The sequence below is a fragment of the Micromonospora sp. ALFpr18c genome (assembly GCF_008868155.1).
GTDB lineage: Bacteria > Actinomycetota > Actinomycetes > Mycobacteriales > Micromonosporaceae > Micromonospora.
The window spans coordinates 1-6,832 of record NZ_WBKR01000265.1; the positions used below are offsets into that span (position 1 = coordinate 1).

The window sequence follows — 6,832 nt, forward strand, 5'->3', positions numbered from 1 at the left end:
CAGCCGCAGGGTGCGCCGCTGGATCGACGCGACGTCGGGCCGGGCGGCGGGACGGGTGCGCGAGGATGGGTCATCCCCGCCCTGAGGAGCGCAGATGGCCACCCACCTGACCGCGCCGCGTACCGCCGCCCGGCCCGACGTCGCGTCGATCCAGCGGCGCACCCTGCGGCTGCTCTTCACCACCCAGATCATCGGCGGCATCGGTGTGACCATCGGCATCTCCGTCGGCGCGCTGCTCGCCGCACGGATCGCCGGCACCGCGATGGCCGGCGTCGCGCAGAGCGCCGGGGTGGTCGGTGCGGCGCTGCTCGCCGTCCCGGTCACCCGGATCATGGCGCGGCGTGGCCGCCGGCCGGGCCTGGTGCTGGCGTACGCCGTCGGTGCCGTCGGCGGCGTGCTGGTGGTGCTGGCGGCGGCCACCCGTTCGGTGCCGCTGATCTTCCTCGGCATGCTGCTCTTCGGCGGCGGCACCGCCGCGAATCTGCAGGCCCGCTACACGGCGGTGGACCTCGCCGAGCCGGCCCGTCGTGGCCGGCAGCTCTCCCTGATCGTCTGGGCCACCACCATCGGCGCGGTGGCCGCGCCGAACTTCGCCGCGCTGGCCGACCGGGCCACCTCCGGTTGGGGGCTGCCGCCGTTGGCCGGCCCGTTCGCGTTCAGTTCGGTCGCGTTCGTGCTGACTGCCGGCGTACTCCTCGGGTTGCTCCGCCCCGACCCGCTGCTCACCGCGCGGCGGCTCGCGGAGGCCGACGCGCCCGTCGCTCCGCCGGCCGCTGACCCGCCGGCGGCGGCCGCGGCCGCCCAGGCGCCGGCCGCCGCGCCGGTCGGTGCGCGCGCGTCGCGCAGCGCCGGGATGCGGCTGGCCTGGTCGGTGGTACGCGGGCAGCCCGCCGCCCGGCTCGGCATCGCCGCGGTGGCGGTGGGGCACCTGGTGATGGTGGCGGTGATGGCGATGACCCCGGTCCGGATCGGCGAGTCGCACGCCGACGCCGACGTGCTGCGGCTGGTCGGCATCGTGTTGAGTTTGCACATCGCCGGCATGTACGCGTTCGCCCCGGTGGTCGGCTGGCTCACCGACCGGTTCGGCCGGCGGGCGGTGATCCTCGGCGGGGTCGGGCTGCTGCTGGCCGCCTGTGCGGTGGCCGGCACCGCCGGGCACCACACGCCCCGGCTCTCGGTCGGTCTGGTCCTGCTCGGGCTGGGCTGGTCCGGGACGATGGTGGCCGGCTCGACGCTGCTCTCCGAGTCGGTGGTGGCCGGTGTACGGCCGAGCGTCCAGGGGTTCTCCGACCTGATCATGGGGCTGGCCGGGGCCGGCGCCGCGGTGCTCAGCGGGTTTGTCATGCAGATCGCCGGTTATCCGGTGCTCTGCCTGCTCGCGGCGGTCGCAACCGTGCCCCTGGTGGCGCTAGCGTTGCGCCCGGTGTCGACCACGGCATCGGACAAGGAGGGCTGATCACGTGCGGCTGACCGACTTCTGGGCGCGGTTGGAGGAGGCGTTCGGGCCGGGTTACGCGGCCAGCATCGCCCGCGACCAGGTGCTGTCCCAGCTCGATGGACGGACCATCGAGCAGGCGTTGGCGTCGGGGGTACGGACGCAGGCGGTCTGGCGGGCGGTCTGCGCCGCATATCCCGACCGCGTGCCCGCGCGACTACGCTGAGCAGCCTTTTCGCCGCTTCCGCGTGTCGCTTGTCTTGTCGTACACCTGTTCGGCTATTGTCCACAGCGGGGTGCTCGTCCACAGCTCGCGGCCCGTCGGCTGGTTTTCTGTCGGACCCAGCGCCTAGCGTGTCCGCGTGACGCGAAGCTCAGCAAAGACGCCGGCGAAGGCAGGGGTGGCAACCATGGCAGCAGGGCCTGACCGGGAGAAGGCACTCGACCTTGCTCTCGCTCAGATCGACAAGCAATTCGGCAAGGGCTCGGTGATGCGACTGGGTGACCGGCCGGTCATCCAGACGGCGGTGATTCCGACCGGCTCCATCGCGCTCGACGTGGCGTTGGGCATCGGCGGCCTGCCGCGTGGCCGGGTGGTCGAGGTCTACGGCCCGGAGTCCAGCGGTAAGACCACGGTGGCTCTGCACGCGGTGGCCAACGCCCAGCGGGCCGGTGGCATCGCCGCCTTCATCGACGCCGAGCACGCGCTCGACCCGGAGTACGCGAAGGCCCTCGGCGTCGACACCGACGCGATGCTGGTCTCGCAGCCGGACACCGGCGAGCAGGCGCTGGAAATCGCGGACATGCTGATCCGCTCCGGCGCGCTGGACATCATCGTGATCGACTCGGTGGCGGCCCTGGTGCCGCGCGCCGAGATCGAGGGCGAGATGGGCGACAGCCACGTGGGCCTCCAGGCCCGGCTGATGAGCCAGGCACTGCGGAAGATCACCGGTGTGCTCAGCAACACCGGCACCACGGCGATCTTCATCAACCAGCTGCGGGAAAAGATCGGCGTGATGTTCGGCAGCCCGGAGACCACCACCGGTGGTCGGGCGCTGAAGTTCTACGCCTCGGTCCGGCTCGACGTGCGACGCATCGAGAGCCTCAAGGACGGCACCGACGTGGTCGGTAACCGCACCCGGGTCAAGGTCGTCAAGAACAAGGTGGCTGCGCCGTTCAAGCAGGCCGAGTTCGACATCATGTACGGCAAGGGCATCTCGCGCGAGGGCTCGCTGATCGACGTCGGCGTGGAGCAGGCGATCATCCGCAAGTCCGGTGCGTGGTACACGTACGACGGCGACCAGCTCGGCCAGGGCAAGGAGAAGGCCCGGGAGTTCCTGAAGGAGAACCCGGACGTGGCCGCCGAGATCGAGAAGAAGATCCTGGAGAAGCTCGGCGTCGGGGTCGGCGCGGGCGACGCCGCCGGTGGCCCGGAGCTGCCGCCGGTCGACTTCTGACCGGTCGCTGACCAGTGGCAGGACGACGCGCCCGTACGGGGCGGGGCTGGGATGCCAGTCCGCCTCGTACGGGTGATGCCAGTGATCCCCCGCGCCCGCGCCGTGGTCGTCGTGGCCGGTCCGAGGCGGGCGATGCGGTCGAGGCTCCGGCGCCACCTCGCGACGGGCCACCTCGCGACGAGTCGGAGGTGGCCCGCGAGATCTGTCTGCGCCAGCTCGCCGTCCGCCCGCGTACCCGGGCGGAGCTGGCCGGTGCGCTGGCCAAACGCGGCATCTCCGAGCAGGTCTCCGCCGAGGTGCTCGACCGGTACGACGAGGTCGGCATCATCGACGACGCGGCGTTCGCCCGCGCCTGGGTGTCCAGCCGGCACTCCGGGCGTGGCCTGGCCCGCCGGGCCCTCGCCAACGAGCTGCGCCGCAAGGGCGTCGACGGCGAGGTGGCCACCGAGGCGCTCGACGAACTGGACGAGGAGACCGAGGCGGAGACCGCCCGTGCCCTGGTGGAGCGCAAGCTGCGTACCGCCCGGGGTGAACCGGACGCGATCTTCCGCCGGCTGGTGGGCATGCTGGCCCGCAAGGGCTACCCGCCCGGTGTGGCGATCCGGGCGGTGAAGGACGCGCTGGCCGCGCAGAGCGCCGAGGCGGCCGAGTTCGCCGAGCAGATCGACGCCGACGCGCTGGCCGACGCGGAAGGTGACCTGGAGCGCGACAACCGCCTGACCGACTGAGCGCCGCGCCGCGCCGCGCCGCGCCGCGCCGCGCGCCGCGCCGCGCGCCGTGCCGCGCCGCGCGCCGCGCCGCGCCGCGCGCCGTGCCGGGCCGGGATGATCGCGCTCGATCCAGGATGTAGTGGCCTCACCGCCGCGAGTACCCCACTACATCCTGGATCGAGCGCGATCTTGGCCGGTGAGCGGCGCGGATCGTGCCGGGGGTGAGCGGCGCGGATCGTGGTGGGGTGAGCGGCGCGATCTTGGCGGGATGAGAGGGTTGGGCCGAGCGGGGGTCGCTGGTGTCACAAAGTCGGTTCACCGCGGGGGTGTCTCCGTCGCTGAACAGGCACGACATCCGGATCGGCGCCGTCGCCTCGCCGCCTTTGTCCCGGTGTGTCCGACACTGCATCAGCTTTGAGTGACGCCGCAACTTCGCTCCGTTCGGGGGGTTTGATCATGAGTCCTTGACCAGACCACCCCCGGCGACCTAGCCTCGCCATACAGGCTCACATTGCCCGACCAGCGCAGGCTAAGCGCACAACATAGATCGCGTAACAACACAGCATCACTTTGGCCGACTCCACGGCCTTTGGCGGCAGTCCGGACAGGCCGGTCCGGTACTCCGCGACAACTGCACCCGGTCGCCGACGATGCCCGAGGGCACCGCCGGCGGAGAGAGCTACCCACGGCCAGCCGCTCCGGTCGGGCGTCCACAGCCGCAGGAGTGTGCCCATCGGGCACGGTCACTGCGGTCGGCAGACGTTTCAGGGGAGGCGGCCATGGTGGGGCGGCGGCACAGGTTCACCGGTAGACCCGACGGGGTTCCGGCATGAACGCCTTCGACGTCGTGCTCCTCGCGGCCGTCCTCATCCTCGCGGCGGTGGTGATCGGCGCCGTGCTGTACGGCGTCCGGACACTGCGCGGAATGGGTTCGGCGCCGGCGCCGGAGGATCCGGCGTTCATCGCCGAGAAGGACCGCCAGGAGCAGTCCCTGGCCGCCCTGCGCAACGCGGCCGACGAGGCGAACAGCACCATCGACGTCGCGAAGTCCGCAGCCGCCGCCGCGCGCGCCGAGGCGGCGGCCGCGAAGGCCGAGGCCAAGGCCGCCCGAGCCGAGGCCCGCCGGGTGCTCGACGATGCCCGCGCCGAGGCGGACACCGTCCTGGAGCGGGCGCACAAGCAGGCCGAGGCGGACGCCGAACAGTTGCGGGCCACGGCCCGGCGCAGCGGCGAACGGGAGGTCGCGGTGCTCGCCGCCACCACTCGGGAGCAGGCGGCCGAGGTGGAGCGCCGTGCGGCCCGGATGGACGAGCGGGAGCGGCTGCACACCGAGGAGGTGGAGCGGTTCGCCGAGCGGGAGCGGCAGCTCACCGAGGCGCGGGCCGCCCTCGCCGCACGGGAGTCCGCTCTCGCCCAGCGGGAGACCGAGCTGGCCGAGGCGGAGGAGTTGCGCCGCCGGGAGCTGGAACGGGTCGCCGGCCTGACCGCCGACGCGGCCCGGCTGGAACTGGTCGAGGCGATCGAGACGCAGGCCAAGCGGGAGGCCGCGCTGCTGGTGCGCGACATCGAGGCCGACGCGCGGGGCACCGCCGAACAGCGGGCCCGCCACATCGTGGTGGACGCGATCCAGCGGGTCGCCAGCGAGCAGACCGCGGAGAGCGTGGTCAGCGTCCTGCACCTACCCGGTGACGAGATGAAGGGTCGGATCATCGGTCGGGAGGGGCGCAACATTCGCGCCTTCGAGTCGGTGACCGGGGTCAACCTGATCATCGACGACACCCCGGAGGCGGTGCTGCTCTCCTGCTTCGACCCGGTCCGCCGGGAGGTCGGCCGGCTCACCCTGGAGAAGCTGGTGCTGGACGGGCGGATCCACCCGCACCGCATCGAGGAGGTCTACGACCTGGCCCGCCAGGAGGTGGAGCAGCTCTGCCTCCGCGCTGCCGAGGACGCCCTGGTCGAGGTCGGCATCACCGAGATCCACCCGGAGCTGGTGGTCCTGCTGGGCCGGTTGCGCTACCGCACGTCGTACGGGCAGAACGTGCTCAAGCACCTGGTCGAGACCGCGCACATCGCCGGCATCATGGCCGCCGAGCTGCGGTTGGACGTGCCCACCATCAAGCGGTCCGCGTTCCTGCACGACATCGGCAAGGCGCTCACCCACGAGGTCGAGGGCAGCCACGCCATCATCGGCGCCGACCTGGCCCGCAAGTACGGCGAGCACGAGGACGTCGTGCACGCCATCGAGGCGCACCACAACGAGGTGCCGCCGCAGACCATCGAGGCCGTCCTCACCCAGGCGTCCGACGCCTGCTCCGGCGGCCGGCCGGGCGCCCGCCGGGAGAGCCTGGAGGCGTACGTCAAGCGGCTGGAGCGGATCGAGGAGATCGCGGCCGGCAAGCTGGGCGTGGACAAGGTCTTCGCCATGCAGGCCGGCCGGGAGATCCGGGTGATGGTCAAGCCCGACGACGTGGACGACATCGGGGCGGCCGTGCTGGCCCGTGACGTGGCCAAGCAGATCGAGGAGGAGCTGACGTACCCGGGTCAGATCCGGGTCACCGTGGTCCGCGAGTCCCGGGTCACCGAGATCGCCCGCTGACCGCCGGTGCCAGCCGCAAAGGTGCACAAATTGGATTCGAGTGCAGCAGCCAGGATGCCAAATTGGCCGTAGCCCTCATAGTTTTTGTGGGGGCTGCCAGTGTGATCCAGGGCTGTTGCGTTCTCGCGGCGCGGGGCGCTGAACAGGGATTTCGTGGGGTGAGTGGCCTCTGTGGAGGCGGATGAAGCGGGTGAAGCCCTCAAGGTGATCATGGAGTTCTTGACGCTGCACGACCACCGAGGAACTCCACCCGCCGATGACATCATCTCTGATCTCCGCACTGACCGTGACAACCCCCGGCTCCGACACGCTCTCACCGCCGGTCACCGACAGTGAACATGCCGGGCTCATCGAAGCCCTGGGCCGGATCCCGGACCCGCGTAACCGCCACGGGCCCGGTATCCCCTCGTGGCGCTGCTGAGCGTCGCGGTCTGCGCGGTCCTGGCCGGTGCCACCTCGTTTGCCGCCAGCCCTAGTCACAGTCTGAGGCCTCCACAAGACGGGGCGCAGGGCTGTTGCGTTCTCGTTCGGCGAGCCGGTGAGCTGGGATGATGCCGGGTGATTGGCCTATGTGGAGGCGGTTGAAGCGGGTGAAGCCCTCAGGGTGATCATGGAGTTTCTCTAGGACTGCACG

The 6,832-nt window shown here is 71.6% G+C and carries 5 protein-coding genes; all 5 read left to right on the plus strand.

Annotation, left to right across the window (positions count from 1 at the left end):
- The first annotated feature begins 94 nt into the window (after positions 1–94).
- Complete coding sequence (locus F8271_RS28890) at positions 95–1,456, plus strand: MFS transporter (RefSeq protein WP_151492997.1); 1,362 nt, start codon at positions 95–97, stop codon at positions 1,454–1,456.
- A 4-nt stretch (positions 1,457–1,460) separates the two neighbouring features.
- The gene (locus tag F8271_RS28895) at positions 1,461–1,661 is read left to right on the plus strand and encodes a DUF3046 domain-containing protein (protein WP_151492998.1); all 201 of its coding nucleotides are present in this window, start codon (positions 1,461–1,463) and stop codon (positions 1,659–1,661) included.
- 184 nt (positions 1,662–1,845) lie between these two features.
- Positions 1,846–2,892 carry a recombinase RecA gene (gene recA, locus F8271_RS28900; RefSeq protein ID WP_151492999.1) on the plus strand — a complete coding sequence of 349 codons (1,047 nt, stop codon included), beginning with the start codon at positions 1,846–1,848 and terminating at the stop codon, positions 2,890–2,892.
- Between the two features lie 14 nt (positions 2,893–2,906).
- On the plus strand, positions 2,907–3,620 hold the full coding sequence (locus F8271_RS28905) for a regulatory protein RecX (RefSeq protein ID WP_151493000.1): 714 nt from the start codon (positions 2,907–2,909) through the stop codon (positions 3,618–3,620).
- 811 nt (positions 3,621–4,431) lie between these two features.
- Complete coding sequence (gene rny / locus F8271_RS28910; protein WP_151493001.1) at positions 4,432–6,198, plus strand: ribonuclease Y; 1,767 nt, start codon at positions 4,432–4,434, stop codon at positions 6,196–6,198.
- Positions 6,199–6,832: the final 634 nt, after the last annotated feature.

What these genes read in the sequence shown, in the direction of transcription:
- F8271_RS28890 (WP_151492997.1), top strand. Translation starts at nt 95, where the DNA reads ATGGCCACCCACCTGACCGCGCCGCGTACCGCCGCCCGGCCCGACGTC.
- recA (WP_151492999.1), top strand. Translation starts at nt 1,846, where the DNA reads ATGGCAGCAGGGCCTGACCGGGAGAAGGCACTCGACCTTGCTCTCGCT.
- rny (WP_151493001.1), top strand. Translation starts at nt 4,432, where the DNA reads ATGAACGCCTTCGACGTCGTGCTCCTCGCGGCCGTCCTCATCCTCGCG.